Origin of the sequence: Streptomyces sp. Edi4 (assembly GCF_040253615.1) — a bacterium.
In the GTDB taxonomy this organism is placed as follows: Bacteria; Actinomycetota; Actinomycetes; order Streptomycetales; family Streptomycetaceae; genus Streptomyces.
Map to the genome: position 1 here is coordinate 1,870,255 of NZ_JBEJGY010000004.1, position 17,517 is coordinate 1,887,771.

Annotated in this window: 15 protein-coding genes and 1 pseudogene; 9 read left to right on the forward strand and 7 right to left on the reverse strand. The window is 71.3% G+C overall.

The genetic code is table 11. From position 1 onward, the window contains the following. Positions 1–103 precede the first annotated feature (103 nt). From ABR738_RS10530 to ABR738_RS10540, 3 genes are all read left to right on the forward strand, one after another. Positions 104–793 carry a maleylpyruvate isomerase family mycothiol-dependent enzyme gene (locus ABR738_RS10530; RefSeq protein ID WP_350229703.1) on the forward strand — a complete coding sequence of 230 codons (690 nt, stop codon included), beginning with the start codon at positions 104–106 and terminating at the stop codon, positions 791–793. Positions 794–814: 21 nt separating this feature from the next. After that, positions 815–1,471: an MBL fold metallo-hydrolase gene (locus ABR738_RS10535; protein WP_350229704.1), complete on the forward strand. Its 657-nt coding sequence runs from the start codon at positions 815–817 to the stop codon at positions 1,469–1,471. Between the two features lie 272 nt (positions 1,472–1,743). Beyond that, complete coding sequence (locus ABR738_RS10540; protein WP_350234518.1) at positions 1,744–3,030, forward strand: MFS transporter; 1,287 nt, start codon at positions 1,744–1,746, stop codon at positions 3,028–3,030. Between the two features lie 119 nt (positions 3,031–3,149). Here ABR738_RS10540 and ABR738_RS10545 read toward each other — a convergent pair whose 3' ends face one another. From ABR738_RS10545 to ABR738_RS10565, 5 genes are all read right to left on the reverse strand, one after another. Then, the gene (locus ABR738_RS10545) at positions 3,150–4,130 is read right to left on the reverse strand and encodes a TerC family protein (RefSeq protein WP_350229705.1); all 981 of its coding nucleotides are present in this window, start codon (positions 4,128–4,130) and stop codon (positions 3,150–3,152) included. A gap of 321 nt (positions 4,131–4,451) precedes the next feature. Continuing rightward, positions 4,452–6,449 (reverse strand): TerD family protein, encoded by a 1,998-nt coding sequence (locus ABR738_RS10550; protein ID WP_350229706.1) that lies wholly within the window; start codon positions 6,447–6,449, stop codon positions 4,452–4,454. Positions 6,450–6,555: 106 nt separating this feature from the next. Continuing rightward, positions 6,556–7,134, reverse strand: coding sequence for a TerD family protein (locus ABR738_RS10555; RefSeq protein ID WP_350229707.1), 579 nt, complete (start codon positions 7,132–7,134; stop codon positions 6,556–6,558). A 166-nt stretch (positions 7,135–7,300) separates the two neighbouring features. Then, on the reverse strand, positions 7,301–9,433 hold the full coding sequence (gene uvrB, locus ABR738_RS10560; protein WP_350229708.1) for an excinuclease ABC subunit UvrB: 2,133 nt from the start codon (positions 9,431–9,433) through the stop codon (positions 7,301–7,303). A gap of 51 nt (positions 9,434–9,484) precedes the next feature. Then, on the reverse strand, positions 9,485–10,354 hold the full coding sequence (locus ABR738_RS10565; RefSeq protein WP_350229709.1) for an MHYT domain-containing protein: 870 nt from the start codon (positions 10,352–10,354) through the stop codon (positions 9,485–9,487). A 214-nt stretch (positions 10,355–10,568) separates the two neighbouring features. On the opposite strand from ABR738_RS10565, the gene ABR738_RS10570 reads away from it, so the two are divergent. Then, entirely contained in the window at positions 10,569–11,120 is a 552-nt protein-coding gene (locus ABR738_RS10570; RefSeq protein ID WP_350229710.1) for a methylated-DNA--[protein]-cysteine S-methyltransferase, read from the forward strand. Positions 11,121–11,193: 73 nt separating this feature from the next. On the opposite strand, the gene ABR738_RS10575 is transcribed toward ABR738_RS10570, so the two are convergent. After that, entirely contained in the window at positions 11,194–11,625 is a 432-nt protein-coding gene (locus ABR738_RS10575; protein ID WP_350229711.1) for a cupin domain-containing protein, read from the reverse strand. Between the two features lie 163 nt (positions 11,626–11,788). Here ABR738_RS10575 and ABR738_RS10580 point away from each other — a divergent pair, with 163 nt between their 5' ends. Both ABR738_RS10580 and ABR738_RS10585 read left to right on the forward strand, forming a co-directional pair. Then, entirely contained in the window at positions 11,789–12,703 is a 915-nt protein-coding gene (locus tag ABR738_RS10580; RefSeq protein ID WP_350229712.1) for a pseudouridine-5'-phosphate glycosidase, read from the forward strand. Then, a complete protein-coding gene (locus ABR738_RS10585) occupies positions 12,700–13,644 on the forward strand; it encodes a carbohydrate kinase family protein (protein WP_350229713.1) in 945 nt (314 codons plus the stop codon). The genes ABR738_RS10580 and ABR738_RS10585 overlap by 4 nt, the downstream gene beginning before the upstream one ends. 100 nt (positions 13,645–13,744) lie before the next feature. Here ABR738_RS10585 and ABR738_RS10590 read toward each other — a convergent pair whose 3' ends face one another. Beyond that, a complete protein-coding gene (locus tag ABR738_RS10590) occupies positions 13,745–14,413 on the reverse strand; it encodes a nucleoside/nucleotide kinase family protein (protein WP_350229714.1) in 669 nt (222 codons plus the stop codon). Between the two features lie 260 nt (positions 14,414–14,673). On the opposite strand from ABR738_RS10590, the gene ABR738_RS10595 reads away from it, so the two are divergent. The 3 genes and pseudogenes from ABR738_RS10595 to ABR738_RS37740 form a co-directional block, all read left to right on the forward strand. After that, positions 14,674–15,420 carry a DUF2293 domain-containing protein gene (locus ABR738_RS10595; protein ID WP_350229715.1) on the forward strand — a complete coding sequence of 249 codons (747 nt, stop codon included), beginning with the start codon at positions 14,674–14,676 and terminating at the stop codon, positions 15,418–15,420. 347 nt (positions 15,421–15,767) lie between these two features. Then, on the forward strand, positions 15,768–16,622 hold the full coding sequence (locus tag ABR738_RS37735; RefSeq protein WP_502964063.1) for a TerD family protein: 855 nt from the start codon (positions 15,768–15,770) through the stop codon (positions 16,620–16,622). A 29-nt stretch (positions 16,623–16,651) separates the two neighbouring features. Continuing rightward, a pseudogene (locus ABR738_RS37740) lies at positions 16,652–17,411 on the forward strand (hypothetical protein); the annotation flags it as partial. Positions 17,412–17,517 lie beyond the last annotated feature (106 nt).

Consider the following 17,517-nt stretch of genomic DNA (forward strand, 5'->3'; position numbering starts at 1 on the left):
TTTTGAGAGGGGAGCCATTCCCGAGCGTATAGCACGCACATTCGATTTAAGGACTCGTCCGGCCACCTTCACCCGATCGAGTGGCGGGGCTATCGTCGGCGCCATGATTGATCACGCACGCGACCTGGCCTCTGTACGCGAAGCCACCGAACGGCTGCTGAGCGCGGCCGCCGCACTGGACAACGCCTCCGTCGCCGAGCCGTCACGGCTCCCCGGCTGGAGCCGGGGCCACGTACTGGCCCATGTCGCCCGGAACGCGGACGCGCTCGTCAACGTGCTGGCCGGGCGGCCCATGTATGCCAGTGCCGAGGCGCGGGACACCGACATCGAGCGGGACGCGCCGCGCCCGCTGGACGTACAGCTCGCGGACGTCCGCGACAGCGCGGCCGGCTTCCAGGCCGAGGGCGAGGGGATGGCCGACTGGTCGCGCACGGTCGAGCTGCGCAATGGCGTCACCGACGCCGCGGCCCGCGTGCCCTTCCGCCGCCTCGTCGAGGTCGAGCTGCACCACGTCGACCTCGGCATCGGCTATGAGCTCGAAGACCTCGGCGAGGACTTCGTGCGCCGCGAGACCGACTTCCTCGCCGACCGCTTCGCCGGACACGAGGACCTGCCGCCGATCCACCTGAGCGACGACAGGGGCCGCACGTGGACCACCGGCGGAGGCGCCGACGCCGAGCCCGTCCACGTGAGCGGCCGCGCCGCCGACCTCATGGGCTGGCTCGCCGGACGCCGCGACGGCGGGGGCCTGAAGACCGCCGGCGCCGCGCTGCCCGCACTGCCCCCGCTGTGATCTTGGCGATAGGCTGATCCCATGACATACAGCGGAGCGGTGAAGGCCGGCGGTCCCGCCGATGTGCACGAGTTGACCGACCTCATGATCTCCAAGGTCCAGGTCGGCGCGATGGGCAACAACGCGTATCTGCTGCGCTGCCGCGCCACCGGCGAGCAGCTGCTCATCGACGCGGCCGCCGAGCCCGCCACGCTGCTCACGCTGATCGGTGACGACGGCATCGCGTCCGTCGTCACCACGCACCGCCACGGCGACCACTGGGGGGCCCTGGCCGAGGTCGTCGCCGCGACCGGCGCGCGCACCTACGCCGGCCGCCACGACGCCGAGGGCATCCCGGTGGCGACCGACGTGCCCGTGGCGGACGGCGACACCATCCGCGTCGGCCGCGTCGAGCTGACCGCGCGCCACCTCGTGGGCCACACGCCCGGCTCGATCGCCCTGATCTACGACGACCCGCACGGCCACCCCCACGTGTTCACCGGCGACTGCCTCTTCCCCGGCGGCGTGGGCAACACCTGGGAGGACCCCAAGGCCTTCGCCAGCCTCATCCACGACGTCGAGACCAAGCTCTTCGACGCCCTGCCGGACGAGACCTGGGTCTATCCCGGACACGGCAACGACACCACGCTCGGTGACGAGCGCCCGCACCTGCCTGAGTGGCACACCCGCGGCTGGTAGCCACCGCGCGGCGATGCCCGCCGCGTGCCGCGCCAGCGGAGCCCGCCCGTTCCACGCGCCGAAGAAGTCCATGTCCCGATCGTGGCACCCGCCACTGACAATGGGCGGTGCGCACGTGCGCGATGGGCGGTGGGCGCGTGCGCGATGGGCGGTGCGCGCGTGCGCCCGCCCGCCGACCCCGGCGCTTCCGCGCGCCCCCGTAACGCTTGATCACCGCGGGTAGTTGGCGCGGCATGCGCACCCCATCCCTTCCCGCCCCCGGTCCCCCCTCGATGATCCGCCTCGCGGCCGCCTCGCTCGCGGGCACCGCCATCGAGTTCTACGACTTCTTCGTCTACGGCACCGCGGCCGCCCTCGTGCTGGGCCCGCTGTTCTTCCCGACCTTCTCCGCGGTGGCCGGGACGCTCGCCGCTTTCGGCACCTTCGGCGCCGGCTTCCTGGCCCGTCCGCTCGGTTCGGTTCTCTTCGGCCACATTGGCGACCGCTACGGGCGCCGTCCGGTCATGTTCGCCTCGCTGGCCCTGACCGGGCTCGCCACGGTGGCGGTCGGCTGTGTGCCCTCCTACGCCTCGATCGGCATCACCGCGCCCGTATTGCTCCTGGTGCTGCGCTTCCTCCAGGGGCTCGGGCTCGGCGGCGAATGGGGCGGCGCGGTGCTGCTCACGGCCGAGCACGCGCCGGCCCACCGGCGCGGACTGTGGACGAGCTTTCCGCAGATCGGCCCCTCCGTGGGCTTCCTGCTGGCCAATGGGGTCGTGCTCGCACTGTCGGCGGGGCTCAGCGACGCCCAATTCCACGCCTGGGGGTGGCGGGTGCCGTTCTGGGGCGCGGGGGTGCTCGCGCTGGGCGGACTCGCGCTGCGGAACTCGCTTGCGGAGACGCCGCAGTTCCGCGCGATGGGCGAGCCGGCGAAGCTCCCGCTGCTCGAAGTGGTGGGCGGACACGGGCGGTTGGTGCTGCTGACGGCCGGAGCCCTCTCGTTCGGGTACGCCGTCTTCTACGCGGTGTCCACCTGGTCGCTCGCGTACGCGACCGACCGCCTTGGGGTCGACCGCACGGTGATGCTGGTCTGCGTCATGGCGGCCGTCGCGATCATGGGCGTCCTGACGCCGTTCGCGGCCCTGCTGGGCGACCGCCATGGACGGCGGCGGCTGTGCCTTGTCGGGTGCGCGGCGACGGTGGCGTGGATGTTCCCGCTGGTGGCGCTGCTCGAGACGGCGCAGCCGCTGTGGATGTTCGTCGGCTTCCTCGGCGCGATGCTGGCGTTCATCTCGATGTTCGCGGTGATCTCGGCGTATCTGCCCGAGCTCTACGAGCCGAGGGTGCGCTGCACGGGCGCCGCGGTCGGCTACAACCTGGGCGGGGTGCTCGGCGGCGCGCTGACCCCCATCGTGGCGACCGCGCTGTCTCGGGGCGATGGGCCGCCGTGGGGGGTGGGCGCGTATCTGACCGGTCTCGGGCTGCTGAGTCTGGGCTGTTTCGCCCTGCTGCCCGAGACACGTCCGCAGGCGGCCGCCCACCCGGCGCCCGGAGCGGAGTCGGAGGCGGCCCCGGCGTAGGGAGGACCGCCTCACGCCCCCGCGCAGAGAGGGCCGCCGCACGCCCGGCGCGGGAGCCGCCACACGCCCCGGCGCCGGGGCCGTCTCGCTCCCCGCGCCGGGACTGCCGTTCCGCCCGGTCAGGCGCCGATGCTGTCCTTGTGCCGATCCTGGTCCGCCGTCTGCTTCCGCGCCGCGACGAGGCTGGTGATCGTGGTGATGACCAGCACGCCGCAGATGACGCCGAGGGAGACTGGAATGGAGATCTCCGGGACGTTCACACCGTTCTCGTGCAGCGCGTGCAGTACCAGTTTCACGCCGATGAAACCGAGGATCACCGAGAGGCCGTAGCTGAGGTGGACCAGCTTCTTGAGCAGCCCGCCGATCAGGAAGTACAGCTGACGCAGGCCCATCAGCGCGAAGGCGTTGGCCGTGAAGACGATGTACGGGTCCTGGGTCAGACCGAAGATCGCCGGGATCGAGTCCATCGCGAAGAGCACGTCGGTGGTGCCGATGGCGAGCATGACGACCATCAGGGGCGTCATGATCTTCTTGCCGTTCTTCGCCACGAACAGCTTGGTGCCGTGGTACCTGTCGGCGACGCCGAACTTCTTCTCGACGGACTTCAGGAGGCGGTTCTCCTCGAACTCCTCCTCCTCGTCGCCCGAGCGCGCCTCCTGGATGAGCTTCCAGGCGGTGTAGATCAAGAACGCGCCGAAGATGTAGAAGACCCACGAGAAGTTGGCGATGACCGCGGCGCCGGCCGCGATGAACACGGCGCGCAGCACCAGGGCGATCAACACGCCGAAGAGCAGCACCCGTTGCTGGAGGTGCGAGGGCACCGAGAACTTCGCCATGATCAGGATGAAGACGAAGAGGTTGTCGACGGAGAGCGACTTCTCGGTGATGAAGCCCGCGAAGAACTCGCCGGAGGCCTGGCTGGTGCCGAACACCAGCAGGCCGATGCCGAAGAGCGCGGCCAGCACGATCCAGACCACGGTCCAGACGCCGGCCTCCTTGACCGATACGTCGTGCGGCTTGCGCCCGATGAAGAAGTCGGCCGCGATCAGGGCACCCAGACCGAGAATGGTCAGCACCCACAAGGTCATTGAAACGTCCACTGCGCCTCCGGCGTCGTACGGCTACTGATCAGCGTCGTCGCTGCCGGAGGTCTCCTCCACCCGGGCGCCTTCCCTCGCGCCGCGGGCCGGCGCCCCGGGACCCGTCCCGTGGGTCCGTATTGACGGGAACGCCGCAGTCGGGAGTACTCCCCTCCGCTTCACGGCAGCCTATCCGAATCACCAAGAGAAGGTAAAGGGATAGGTAAAGAAAACCCAAGTACCCAGGTCGGGGAGTTTTCTTGATCACCCGTTCGCACGAGACGTGGCGCGCGGCGAGGCGCACCACCGCAGCGCGCCCGGAGCGCCCGCCGAGGCGGGCCGTCAGCGGGGCCAGGCGGCGCGTGCCTCGCCGACCCGGCCGAGCACCTGCTCCACGATCCGGCTCCCGGAGGGCGCGAGTGGTGGTTCATACGTCCAGGCGTGCCCCACCCACGGGTCGGCGAGGTGATCGTCCGGGACCGGGGTGAGCCGCAGCAGCGAACGCCACAGCGGCCGCAGCACGGGCCCGTACGCCGAGGCCTCCTCGCTGTCCGCGATCATCAGGAGGTGCACACCCACCGAAGGCCCCTCGTCGGCGAGGTAGCGCAGCTGGTTCAGGGCGCGGTCGTCGAAGCCGTGCGGAAAGTCATTGACGATCAGCAGCTGCTCGGCGGTGTCCATTCCGGGCGGCAGGGCGTCCGTGCCCGCGCCGCCCCGCACCGCCATCTGCACGAGGTCCACGCGCTCGGTGAGCCCGGCCAGCACCTCGGCCACCCCTGCGGCGCCCGCCGCGGGCGGCGCGGCGAGCACCCCGGCGCGCGCGAGCGGCCCCAGCCGGGCCGCGGCCGCCCCCGCCGGGTCGATGACATGGACGGCGAACTCATGGGCCGGGTAGACCGCGAGCAGACGCGCCGCGACCGCCACGGCCGTGTCCACCGCGAGCCCCTTGATCTGCTCGGCATCCAGGCAAGCGGCCGCCTCCGAGCCCGTGCGGCCCGCGTCGATCCACAGCCCCCGCTCCAGCGGCAGCCTCACCAGCATCGGAATGCGCAACTGCGGCTGCTCGGGCAGCCGTACGTCCCCGAGCCGCAGCGCCATCGGGATCTCCATCGGCACCCGGTAGGCGTGCCACACCGGGCTGTCCCAGCGGGCGTACGCCGGCGGCAACGCGGGCTCGACGACCTCCGACTCGGCGACCAGCTGCGCCAGATCGCGCTCAAGAACCTCCCCGGCCCGCGCGACGAGCTCTTCCCGCTTGGCGCGGGCCCGCTCCCCGGCCTGCTCCCCCGCGGGGCCCATGCGGGCGCGCGCGTCGGACAGGACGCGGTCCAGTTCCTGTTCCCTGCGCGCGTCCGCGAAGTCCACGGCGCTGCGATAGGCGGCCACCGTGCGGGCCAGATCCTCGAACATGCCCCACACCTGGTTGTACAGGCGCTCGTCCATGGACCAGCCGCCTGCGTCGCCCGCGACGGGCCGGTCGGGCCCCTGAGGGTCGAGCGTTGGGGCCACGGGGGCGGGCGGCGGCTCGGTGGCAGTCCGGCGCCGAGGGTGCGCGTAACTGACCGGGCCACCGGCGACGGCCTGCTGCTGCTGTTGATGCTGTTGCTGTTGCTGTTGCTGTTGCTGTTGCTGTTGCTGTTGCTGCTGGGGCACGGTGGCCGGCTCGGCTGCGGGCGGCCCGGCATCCGGCGCGGCATCCGGCCCGGGCCCGCCGGGCGCCCCGGCGCTCACGCCGCGTACGCGGGCGTCGTCGCCAGTACGGGGCGGGGGCGCCGCCACGGAACGGGGGGCGCCGGGCGCGATCGCCTCCCCAATGGCGCCGGCCACCTGCCCGGCCTCCGGCAGGCCCTGGTCGGACAGCAGATCGGCGAGGCCCCCCGCGTACCCCTGGCCGACGGCGCGGATCTTCCACGCACCCTGACGGCGATAGAGCTCCAGGGCCACCACCGCCGACTCGGCGCCGAGCCCAGTGATCGTGTAGCGGGCGATCTCCGTGCCGTCCAGGCCCGTGACGGCGACGAAAGGCGCGGCGAGGCCGGCGAAACGGCTGGGCCCCGGCGCCCCGGGCGGCAGCGCGAGAAGCACACTGACCCGGTGCACCGCCTCCCCCACGGCCTCCAGGTCCACGGCGAGACGGTGTTCGGCGGCGGCGCTCCGGGAGACCTCGACGCCGGGCAGCGCCGGCGCGCCGGGATGCGCCACGCACCGCGCGCCCGCCACCCTGCCCCGCTCGTCGCCGAGCGTGGCACCCGCCACCACCGCCGCGCCGGCCGACACCCTGATCTCCAGTCGGGTCCGGGGCAGGGGGTGGTTCTGCCCCCGTACCAGCTCGGCCGTCATCGCCTCTGTCCCCTCGTCGAGTTGATGGTGGTGCGGTGTGCGGTTGTACGGCAGCTCCCGGCGGCCTGATGCCTCCGGGAGCTGCGGTGCCGGTGATCCGGCGCGGTCAGAGATGGGGCAGGATCGCCGGCATCAGGTCCTGGAAGGTGCGGCCGTTGGCCGGGTTGCCGATGGCGGTCATCTGCCACCCGGCGCCCGAGCGGTGCACCTTGGCCATGATCTGCGCGGTGTACTGGCCGCCGCCGTCCAGCGTGTAGCGGGCCAGCTCCTGGCCGTTGGTCTCGTCGACGAGCCTGCAGAACGCGTTCTGCACCTCCTGGAACGTCTGGCCGGTGAAGGAGTTCACCGTGAAGACGATCTGGTCGATGTGGACCGGCACGCGCGCGAGATCGACCAGGATCGCCTCGTCGTCACCGCCCTGTCCCGCGCCGCCCACCAGGTTGTCGCCGGTGTGCCGGACCGAGCCGTCGTCGCTGACCAGGTGGCGGAAGAAGACCACGTCCACGGGCTGCTTGTCGGCGAAGAGCACCGCCGAGGCGTCCAGGTCGATCTCCTGCGTCCGCTTGCCGAACAGGCCCCGGCGCGGAGCCGCCTGCCAGCCGAGCCCCATCCGCACCGCGGTCAGGGCGCCGCCGCCCTGCTTCTCCAGGCTGATGGCCTGACCCTTGGACAGATTGACCGTCACGCGCTGTCCCCTCTCCCCATGTGTCGTTCTTGACATGCTTTGCGCTGTTGTACGTTCTCGGGCCCGACCCTACGCAGTGGCGCACCGCACGCCACTACGCGGACGCTTTTTGTGGCGGTGTTGCAACACACCGCCACCCACGGCGCCGGCCCCCGCCGTCGGCCGCTCAGGCCAGGCCCGCCTCCCGCATCTGGCGCAGCTCCTTCTTCAGCTCGCCGACCTCGTCGCGCAGCCGGGCCGCCACCTCGAACTGCAAGTCTGCGGCCGCCGCCCGCATCCGGTCGGTCATCTCCTCGATGATTCCCGCCAGTTCGGCCGCCGGCCGGTCGGTGAGTTCCTTCTTGCCGCCCTTGACCGGCTTCCCCTCCTTGCCCGCCCTGGCGCCGAGCGAGGGCACCGGCGCCTTGGCGGCCTTTCCGTCCTTGCCCTGGCGATACCCCGTGCCGAGCAGCTGTTCGGTGTCGACCTCCTCGCGCGCGATCGTCGCGACGATGTCGTTGATCTTCTTGCGCAGCGGCTGGGGATCGATCCCCCGCTCCTTGTTGTACGCGATCTGCTTCTCGCGGCGCCGGTTGGTCTCCTCGATGGCCTTCTCCATCGCGGCCGTGACGCGGTCGGCGTACATGTGGACCTGGCCGGAGACGTTGCGGGCCGCGCGGCCGATCGTCTGGATCAAGGAGGTGCCCGACCGCAGGAAGCCCTCCTTGTCGGCGTCCAGGATCGCCACCAGGGACACCTCGGGCAGGTCAAGGCCCTCACGCAGCAGGTTGATGCCGACCAGCACGTCGTACTCGCCGGCCCGCAGCTCGCGCAGCAGCTCGATGCGGCGCAGGGTGTCGACATCGCTGTGCAGGTACCGCACCTGGATGCCCAGTTCGAGGAAGTAGTCCGTCAGGTCCTCGGCCATCTTCTTGGTCAAGGTCGTGACCAGGACCCGCTCGTCCTTCTCGGTGCGCTTGCGGATCTCGTGCACCAGGTCGTCGATCTGGCCCTCCGTGGGCTTGACGACGACCTCCGGGTCGACCAGGCCGGTCGGCCGGATGATCTGCTCCACGAAGCCGTCACCGCGCGACAGCTCATAGGTGCCCGGCGTCGCCGACAGATAGACCGTCTGCCCGATGCGGCCCAGGAACTCCTCCCACTTCAGCGGCCGGTTGTCCAGCGCCGAAGGAAGGCGGAAACCGTGATCGACCAGGGTGCGCTTGCGCGAGGCGTCACCCTCGTACATCGCACCGATCTGCGGGACCGTCACGTGCGACTCGTCGAGGACCAGCAGGAAGTCCTCGGGGAAGTAGTCGATCAGGGTGTTGGGCGCGGTGCCCGGGGCGCGGTCGTCGAAATGCATCGAGTAGTTCTCGATGCCCGAGCAGCTGCCGATCTGGCGCAGCATCTCCAGGTCGTAGGTGGTGCGCATGCGCAGCCGCTGCGCCTCCAGGAGCTTGCCCTGCTTCTCCAGCTCCGCCAGGCGCTGCTCCAGCTCCTTCTCGATGCCGGTGATGGCCTTTTCCATGCGCTCGGGACCCGCCACGTAGTGGCTGGCGGGAAAGACGTAGAGCGACTGGTCCTCGCTGATGATCTCGCCGGTGATCGGATGGAGGGTGGACAGCGCCTCGATCTCGTCCCCGAACATCTCGATGCGGACGGCCAGTTCCTCATAGACCGGGAAGATCTCGATGGTGTCGCCGCGCACGCGGAAGGTGCCGCGCGTGAACGCCAGGTCGTTGCGGGTGTACTGGATGTCGACGAAGCGGCGCAGCAGCTGGTCGCGGTCGATCTCCTCCCCGACCTTCAGCCGCACCATCCGGTCGACGTACTCCTGCGGGGTGCCCAGACCGTAGATGCAGGAGACGGACGCGACCACGACCACGTCACGCCGGGTCAGCAGCGAGTTGGTCGCCGAGTGGCGCAGCCGCTCGACCTCCTCGTTGATCGAGGAGTCCTTCTCGATGTAGGTGTCCGACTGCGGGACGTACGCCTCGGGCTGGTAGTAGTCGTAGTACGACACGAAGTACTCGACGGCGTTGTTGGGCAGCAGCTCACGGAACTCGTTCGCCAGCTGCGCGGCCAGCGTCTTGTTCGGCGCCATCACGAGCGTGGGGCGCTGAAGCTTCTCGATCATCCAGGCAGTCGTCGCCGACTTGCCCGTGCCGGTGGCGCCGAGCAGGACGACATCCTTCTCACCTGCGCGAATGCGCTTCTCCAGCTCGGCGATGGCCGCCGGCTGGTCACCGCTTGGCTGGTAGGGACTGACGACCTCGAAGGGCGCCACCGTACGTTCGATCTTGGAAACGGGCCGCATGCAACCACCGTACGACTCGCCACTGACAACCGGCGCGCCATCGCGCCCCCGTCACCAGTCGTGCGGGGACGCCGAACCCTCGCGCGGCGGCTCGGACGCCGCCCAGCTGGTGCGCTCGGGAAAGGACGGGCGGTGCCTGGGCGCCGGGATCTGGCGCGGCGGACGCTTCTCCCAGTCCGGCTTGCCCATCACCACCAGGGGATCGAACATCACCACCACACCGGCCAGGATCAAAAAGGCGACGGGCCCGATCAGCATCGGCGCGAGCAGTGCCGCCGGCGACTCCCCGCCGCTCGCCGCCGCCCCCGAGAGCCCGCCGTGCAGGTGGACGCTGAGCGCGGCCATCCCCGTGTAGTGCATGCCGCTGACCGCGACACCCATGACCAGACTCGCCACCAGACTCGCCAGGAACCCGTGCACGGACACGGCCGCCCACAGCGCCGCGGTGGCGGCCACCACCGCGATCACCACGGACGCGCTGACGACGAGGGTGTTGTACTCGAACTCCCCGTTCATCCTGATCCCGGCCATGCCCAGATAGTGCATGGTGGCCACGCCGAGACCGGTGATCGTGCCACCCGTCACCAGCGCCATGGGAGTGGCGCCCCGGTAACCGACGATGAAGATGCCGATGCCGACCATCACGATCGCGACGACGAGGCTGGCGAACGTGATGCCCCGGTCGTAGCCCAGCGGCACCTCGTGGACGCTGAAGCCCATCATCGCGATGAAGTGCATGGTCCAGATGCCCGAACCGATGGATGTGGCGCCGAGCGCCAGCCAGGCCGCCTTGAAGGAGCGCCCGCTCAGCACCGACCGGGCGGTGCAGCGCAGCCCGAGCGCCCCGCCGAGACAGGCCATGATGAACGCCGCCACCGGCGTCACCAGGCCATACCTGAATCCGTCGACCGTCCCGTGCATACCCCTGTGCCCTTCACCCCGTACTGACTGAAGAGGCCCTGCTCCTGTCGCGGCCCTGGTTTCGGGGCGACACTAGGGCTCGCCGCGCGACAGGCAAACATTTTCCGGGCAATTTATCGACTCCGACCCGAGGGACGCTCCGGTTTGGTGTGATCCAGGGTGCTTTGGCATCCCGTTCGGGGCGTTGTCAGTGGGCGGCCGTACCGTGGTCGGCATGGACAGCAACACGCAGTTCGTCGAATGGACCGTGGCCGACAGCGCCATCGGCCCGCTGCTCCTGGCCGCGACCGGCCAGGGCCTGGTGAACGTGGTCTTCCACGCCGACGAGGCGGTACGGGACCGGGCCGTCCGGGCCCTGGCCACCCGCTTCGGCACCGAGCCCACCCCGGCCACGCCCGGGCACGCGGGCCTCCTGGAGGAGCCGATACGCCAGATCGCGGCGTACTTCGACGGCCGGCTGCGCGCGTTCACACTGCCCCTGGACTGGTCGCTCGCCGCCGGATTCAACCGGCAGGTGCTGCGTGAGCTGGCGGCCACCGTGCCGTACGGCACGGTGGTGGGCTACGGCGACCTGGCGGGCCGGGTCGGCCAGCCCGGGGCGGCCCAGGCCGTCGGCGCGGCCATGGGCGCGAACCCGCTGCCCGTGGTGGTGCCCTGCCACCGCGTAGTGGAGAGCGGCGGCGGCCTCGGCGGATTCGGCGGCGGCCTGGAGACCAAACGGCAGCTGCTCGCGCTCGAAGGGGTCCTGCCGCAGCCACTGTTCTGAGCCCACCCCGCCGACAGCGCTCCGGACGGCGCCGCGGTGGCGGTGGGCCGCGCGACAACGGCGGCCCGGGCCCCTACAAGCTGATGTGGTAGGCCTTGCGCAGCGTCTCGTGGACGGTCCAGGTGGTGCGGTCACCCGCCCGCAGCACGCATGCGTCACCCGGGCCGATCTCCAGCGACTCGCCGCCCGCCACCTCGACGGTCGCGCGCCCGCTGACGACCACGAAGAGCTCGTCGGCCTCGGTGTCGGTCACCACGCCCGGAGTGATCTGCCAGATACCCCGGATCTGCTTGCCGTCGGCCGACTCCCACAGCACCTTTCCCGTCACCTCAGGGGCGCCGGAGACGATCTGGTCGGGGTCGAGCGGCTCCGGCTCCAGTTCCACGTCGGACACCCGCACGGCGAAGGACGCGGGTCCGCCGGGGCCCGGGTCGGCGCCAGCGGAGGTGGCGGGGGCGGCGGGGGCGGCGGGGGCGGCGACAGAGGCTTCGTCCAGGGTGCTCATGGCCGGTCAATCTAGCCGCGCCGCTCGCGCCGGGTGACCGACAGAACGGCCGGATCCGCGCACTCCGACCCGACAGCCTGTCCAGCCGCCTCCCTGTCCTGAACGGCTCGCCCCGCCCGCCCCACGCGTTTATCCGCCGCCCGGCCGCGCCAGGAATGGGGGCATGCCCCGTGACGACGCACCCGAAGCGGTCCACCTCTCGGAAGAAGTACGGACCGGCCTGGAAGAGGGACGGCCCGTCGTGGCCCTGGAGTCGACGATCATCTCGCACGGTTTGCCCCGGCCGCGCAACCTGCGCGTCGCCCTCGAACTTGAGCACCTGGTACGGGCTGCGGGCGCCGTTCCCGCGACCATCGCCGTACTCGACGGACTCCCGCGAGTAGGCCTGGACAAGGGCCAGTTGGAACGCGTGGCCAACGACGACCTGCGCAAACTCGGCCACCGCGACCTGCCGATGGCGCTGGCGACCGGAACCAGCGGGGCGACCACGGTATCCGCCACCGCGTACCTGGCCGAGCGCGCCGGGCTACGCGTCTTCGCGACCGGCGGCCTCGGCGGCGTCCACCGCGAATGGGACCGCACGCAGGACGAGTCGGCGGACCTGCGACTGCTCGCCACGACACCGATCGCGGTGGTGTGCGCGGGCGTGAAGTCGATCCTCGACGTACCGGCCACGCTCCAACGCCTGGAAACGCTCGGGGTCCCCGTGGTCGGCTACGGCACGGACCACTTCCCGGGTTTCTACCTGTCCAGTTCGGGCGAGCCGGTCGACTGGACGGTACGCACGCCACAGGAGGCGGCGGACGTACTGCGGGCCCACCGCGCCCTCGCCCTGCGCTCGGCGGTGATCGTGGCCAACCCCGTACCCCAGGCCGAACAGCTCGATCCCCGACTGCACGACGACGTGCTGGCCGCCGGGCTCGCCGCCTGCCGCGCCGCGAACATCACCGGCCAGGCGGTCACTCCCTTCCTTCTCACCTATCTGGTCGAGCACACGGACGGCGCGTCCCTGGAAGCCAACGTGGCGGCCGTACGCGGCAACGTCCGGCTGGCCGCGGACATCGCCGCGGCGCTGTGAACGGAGCCGGGACCGGCCGGACGCCGGGCGGTCTCCTCGTCGTCGGGGACGTGGTCACCGACGTGGTCGCCCGCCACCACGGCCCACTCGCGCCCGCCACCGACACCATGGCCGAGATCCGGACGGTGCCGGGCGGCGCGGGCGCCAACGCCGCGTGCTGGGCGGCCCATTCGGGCTACACAGACGTACGGCTGCTCGCCCGCGCCGGTCAGGACTCCGCCGCCTGGCACAACCTCTGGCTGCGCCGCTCCGGCGTACGCCCCCTGCTCGTCCCGGACACCGACGCGCCGACCGCGACCGTGATAGCCCTTGTCGACGCCGTGACGGCGGAGCGTACGTTTCTGACGGACAGCGGCGCCGTCAACCGCATGAGCCCCGGCGACTGGTCCCCCGCCCTCCTCGACGGCATCACCCACCTCCATCTCTCGGGCTACCTGCTGTTCGCGGACAGCAGCCGCCAACTGGCCCTGCGGGCAAGCGAATCGGCCCGCCGAGCGGGCGCCACCGTGAGCCTGGACCCGGCGTCGGCCGGCTTCCTGGCCGGCCTGGGCGCCCGGCGCTTCCTCACACTGACCGAGGGCATGGACATCCTGCTCCCCAACGCGGACGAGGCGCGCCTTCTGACCGGATTATCGGAACCGGCTGACGCGGCAATGGAGTTGAGCCGACAATTCCCTCTGGTGGCGGTCACACTCGGCTCAGCCGGGGCGCTGGTGGCCGCGGCAGGCAAGATCATCGCGACGGTACGGGCACCGACGGTCGACGCCGTGGACTCCACGGGCGCGGGTGACGCGTTCACAGGGGGCTTCCTCGCGGCCCATCTGATGGGTGCGTCATCGAGAGAGGCCGCGGAGGCGGGGTGCCGGGCGGCGGCGGTGGCGGTGGGCGTGGTGGGGGGACGGCCGCCGGTTGTGGGTGGAGGGGCGACGGATGACGAGTGACAGACGGCAAATGGCAGGCGACGGGTAACGGGTAACGGGTAACGGGTAACCGATATCAGGCATCAGGCATCAGACTTTGTCAGCCGACAGCTGTCACCCGTCATTCGTCACCCCGGCCCCGCCGCTGCTCCTCCCCTTCCCCACCCCACGCCGGATGACGAGGATCATCCACCCGCACCACGACGTCGGCCACCTCCGCCGGGCGCACCTCGGATGCGTACCGTTCGAGAGCGGTGAGCGTCCAGAGGTCGGCCTCCTCCGTCCGGCGCCGCAGCGCGGACGGTGAAAGTCGCAGGTGCACGGTGAGGTCGAAGGGGAACCAGCGCCCCAGGAGCATGGGCCCGTGCACAATCAACACCGCGCCTTCCGGCAGGAGTTGATAAGGACTCCGGGTCGCCCGGTCGGTCACCGGGTCCCACAGGTCGGGCAGTACGAGCCCTGTGCCGCCCGGATCAAGCGGCCCGAACACCTCCCGCCACAGCGCGCCGGTGTCGAACCAGCCGTCGTAGTAGGTGTCCGGGTCCTGGCGGCCGTACTCGTAGCGCAGCGAGGCGGGGCGCAGAAACCCTTCGGTGGAGAGGACGAGGACGGGCCTGCCGCGCAGCCGGAGCACTTCCGCGAGGCGGCGCGCGAGTTCATCGGTGCGGGCCGCGGCGGCGCCGTCGATGCCCAGACGCAGCCAGGAACCGCCGTCGGCGGCCTTGGTGTGGGCGGCCCGTTCGGCCAGGGCGCCGGTCAGCCGCTCCCAGGTGATCGCTTCGAATCGCACACCCCCATCATGCGCGGTCCCCATACTCCCGGGCGGCGCCGCCTCGGCACGTCCTTGGTCCGGCATGTCATGGGTGAGCGGCAACGACGGTCTCCCGAGCGCCACGCCCCCTTCATGGCGAGCACAACTCCCTTTGTTCCAGCCACCGTTGGTCGGGGAATCAGAGAAGGGAGAGTGTCCGGGCCGGCCCGTGCGTCCTACTGCTCGGCGGATTGGTTGCCGAGTCGGGGTGGCGGTGCGGGTGTGTGAGGGGTGCTGCCATGCTCGTCATCGAACCCCGGCGCCGTCACCGCTGCGCGGTGTGCGGGCGCGGACCGCTGAAGTATGTGGTGCTGGCCTCCGGCTCGCCGTGCTGTCTGGACTGTTCGGATCTGGGCCATCTGGTCTTCCTGCCACGCGGGGACACGGCGCTCACCCGCCGTGCCCGCGCGGGCAGTCCGCTCTGTGCCGTCGTGGTCCGCTTCAACCGGCGCCGGCGGCGTTACGAACGTCAGGGGGTGTTCGTCGAGGAGCGGGCGCTGGCCGCCGCAGAGGCCGCCTGCCTTGCCGACGGGGAGGCCCGGGCCCGTCGGCGCGCCAGGGACGCCGAGCGGCGGGCCGCGCAGGACGTGCGGTTCACCGCCGCCATGACCGACGCGATCCTGCGGCTCTTTCCGAGCTGCCCGGCCGACCGCGCTCGCGACATCGCCGAGCACGCTTCGGTGCGGGGCAGCGGGAGGGTGGGCAGGTCGGCGGCGGGGCGGGCGCTGGACGCGGCGGCGGTGACGGCGGCCGTTCGTGCCTCCGTCCGACATCTGGACACGGAGTACGACGCGCTGCTCATGGCCCGCGTGCCGCACAACCGCGCCCGGGCCAGGGTCGCCGCGGCGATCGACGCGGTACTGACCGCATGGGCACGGGAGCAGACACCCCCCGGCGCGGCGGAAGCGGCGTCCGCCGGCCTACCGCGAGAGCCACCTCCCGGCGATCCGGAGCGACGACCTCCTGCATCTGCGGCTTCGGCCTGATATCGCTTCGCCATATCCATCCGAGCTGCGGGGCACGAGTGTCGACCGCGCGCGACGGGACTTGGCGGGCGGCCACCCCCGTTGAGCCCTGCCCTCTCTTTTCCGCCTTTCGCGAGGGGCCCGGCTTCTCGACCAGTAGGTTTCGTGAGCGCTCTTGGGGAGGGCAACAACCTTTCCGTGAGCAGAGGGCAGTTCGGCCATGCCCGTACGGCCCTCCGTCCCGTGGGGGGATCTTCATGCACGAAATGTCAAGGGTGCCAACGTGGGCTTCACGGCGCTCAGTGAGAACGCCGACCCCGTCATCGTCAGTCTGAGCTGGAGCAGCCCGAGCGGCGAGGGCGACGCGGATGTCTCGGTGCTGCTGCTCGGCGCGGACGGGCAAGGTGCGCGGCAACGCCGACTTCTTCTACTACAACAACCCGGCCGCGACCGACGGCAGCGTGCAGCTCCTGGGCGCGGCTGTGACGGAGAACGGCAGCGAGGACAGGATCCGGCTCGACCTGGCGGCGCTCCCGCAGGACATCGACCGGGTGACCATCGCGGCCAGCCGGTACCGGCGCGCGCATTTCGGCGAGTTGGAAAACATCCGCCTGGTCGTGACGGACGCTTCCGGCGAGGCCATGCTCGGGTTCTCCATCGCTGACGCCGGTACCGAGAGCGCGTTCGTCTTCGGCGAGGTCTACCGGCGCGCGGAGGCGTGGAAGTTCCGGGCCATCTGGGCAGGGGCACGACTCCGGGCTCGCCGGGCTCGCCACTGTTTACGGCATCGAGATCGACGAGGACGGCGACCAGGACGGCGAGCAGGACGAGTCGCCGGGCTTCCACGAGGTCGTGGTCGACGACGGCACCGCCGGCCCGGCCATCGAGAGGGTGGTCCCCGACGCCGACGCGGGCGGTCCCCTCGACACGCGGCCCGGCGCGCCGACCGATGGCCGGGCCCACGTCCAGGCCGACGACCGGGCCGCGTTGGCGTCCGTGCCCGCGCCGCGCGCCGCCGAACCGGGTGGATCCGAGCCACCTGCGGCCGCCCCCGCGCCCGGCGCCGCCCCCGATGCGGACGCGGCACCGGCGCCGGCACGGCGGTTGCGTACGGCCAAGAAGAAGGTGACGCTGCCGAAGGCGCCGAAGCCTTCGCTCGCCGTCAACGACACGTGGCGCGGCGCCCGGTTGTTCCCCGCGTCCTCCCTGAAGAGCGACCGTGAGCGTGAGATGCGGGCCACATCCGTGCTGCTACGCCTGGCTGCTGCAGGATCTGCTGCACTATCTCCGGCATGACAACTCCGGGTGCCATGGTTTCCAGAACATGGGGCCGGCCTGGGTTCCGGTGCGCAACGGTATCGATGAGGAGACGCTGACGCCGGGCGATCCGCGTTCGGTCCAGGTCGTCGAGAGCTGGGAGCGGCTGATCCGCCAGGTGTGTCTGCGGCTGGGTGGTGAGCTCGGCACGAAGGTGGTGCCCGTGCAGCGGGCCAGGCGTGGCAGCGATCCGGTTTCGCGCCGCGCGGAGCTGGCGCACCGGCTGTGCGTGGACGGGCAGTTGAGCGCGGAAATCCGGGTGGAAGGGGTGCCCGGCATTCTGGGCGTCGTCGCCGATCTGCGGGTGGGGCGGCTGCGGACGTCCATCGAGATCGCGGCGCCCGAGCAGGGCTATCCGCTGTCCTGGGTGAAGCGGCCGATGCGGCAGCTCGCCGAGGCGGCCGGCCGACGTGCATGTGCAGACGCTGCTCGAAGGGGACGCGGTGGGCCCGCGCGGCACTCTGGAGAAGTTGCGTCCCGAACCGGGAACTCTGTTGCCGAAGGGGTCCGAGCGGATCACGGGGTTCCGGCTTTCGCTGTCCAAGGGCGTGGGCGGTGCGCGCGGCAACGCGGAGACCGCGTTCATCCGTGGGGTGGACGCGGCCGTCGATCTGTTCCACTCCCGTGTGGTGACGCGGCTCGAGCGGCCGCGTCCGGTCCAGCGCAGGGCTGCCACGCCTGAGGTGGCGGGCTGACGTCGGTGCCGGGCGGCACACCTGTCCGACGCCGCGTCCGCGACTCCGGGTGCCCGGTCCGGCTCCGGTGCCGGGCCCCGGAGCGGGGTGTCAGGCGCCGGAGCGG